Origin of the sequence: Poseidonocella sp. HB161398, assembly GCF_005870025.1 — a bacterium.
Classification (GTDB): Bacteria; Pseudomonadota; Alphaproteobacteria; order Rhodobacterales; family Rhodobacteraceae; genus Mangrovicoccus.
The window spans coordinates 1-954 of sequence record NZ_VATA01000238.1; the positions used below are offsets into that span (position 1 = coordinate 1).

2 protein-coding genes are annotated in these 954 nt (G+C 69.1%); both read right to left on the reverse strand.

The window, feature by feature from the left end; genetic code table 11:
- Positions 1-86: 86 nt before the first annotated feature.
- On the reverse strand, positions 87-791 hold the full coding sequence (locus FGX59_RS37020) for an ABC transporter ATP-binding protein (RefSeq protein ID WP_138473491.1): 705 nt from the start codon (positions 789-791) through the stop codon (positions 87-89).
- Positions 781-906, reverse strand: coding sequence for a hypothetical protein (locus FGX59_RS40030; protein WP_206078568.1), 126 nt, complete (start codon positions 904-906; stop codon positions 781-783). Before FGX59_RS40030 ends, FGX59_RS37020 begins: the two co-directional genes overlap by 11 nt.
- Between the last annotated feature and the right edge of the window lie 48 nt (positions 907-954).

A 954-nucleotide genomic window follows, 5' to 3' on the forward strand; every position in this document is an offset into this window, starting at 1 on the left:
GTCATGATCTGTCTTCCTGTTGGCTTGCGTTCTTTTCTTTGCTTGCGGCTCCGCGCCCGGCAGGCGCGGCGCCCTTGTCGCGGAGGTCAGTGCTCCTGCAGGAGCATCTCCTCCAGCCGGCCCGGGACCAGCAGGTCGCGGCTCGGCAGGGTCTCGCGGTTGCGCCCGGCATCGAGCATCCAGGTGGTCCGCGAAATCTTCAGGATCTTCTCGGGGTTCTGCTCGACGACCCAGATCACGCTCATGCCCGCGCGGGCGAGCTCGGTGATCCAGTCGATGATCCGGTCGACGAAGATCGGCGCCAGCCCGGCGGTCGGCTCGTCGAGGATCAGGAGCTTCGGCGCCGCGAGAAGCGCATTGGCGATGGCCAGGGTCTGCCGCTCGCCGCCCGAGAGCGTGGCGGCAAGCTGGGAGGAGCGGTCCTTCAGCACCGGGAAGCGGCGGTAGGTCTCCTCGATCCGCGCCCCTGCCCCCTCGAAGAACAGCGCCGAGGCCAGCAGGTTGTCGCGCACCGACATCTGCGCGAATGTGTTGCGCTCCTGCGCGACATAGCCGATCCCGGCGCGGGTCGTCTCCAGCGGGCCGAGCCCGGCGATCGAGGCGCCGTCCGCCGCCAGCGTGCCGCCGGTCACCGGCAGATGTCCCGCGACCGCCTTCATCAGCGTCGACTTGCCCGCGCCGTTCGGCCCCAGCACGCAGGTGATCTCGCCCGGCTCGGCCACCAGGTCGACCCCGTGCAGTATCGTCACCTTGCCGTAGCCGCTTTTCAGTCCGCTGGCCTCAAGCTTCATGGTCCGCTCCCAGATAGGCCGCGATCACCTGCGGATCGCGGCGGATCTCGTCCGGGGTTCCCTGCGCCAGCAGCGCCCCGTTCTGCAGGACCACCACGCTGTCGGCGAGCGACATCAGGAAGCCCAGGTTGTGCTCGACCACGATCAGGGTCGTGCCCGCCGC

What these genes read in the sequence shown, in the direction of transcription:
- FGX59_RS37020 (WP_138473491.1), bottom strand. Translation starts at nt 791, where the DNA reads ATGAAGCTTGAGGCCAGCGGACTGAAAAGCGGCTACGGCAAGGTGACG.
- FGX59_RS40030 (WP_206078568.1), bottom strand. Translation starts at nt 906, where the DNA reads ATGTCGCTCGCCGACAGCGTGGTGGTCCTGCAGAACGGGGCGCTGCTG.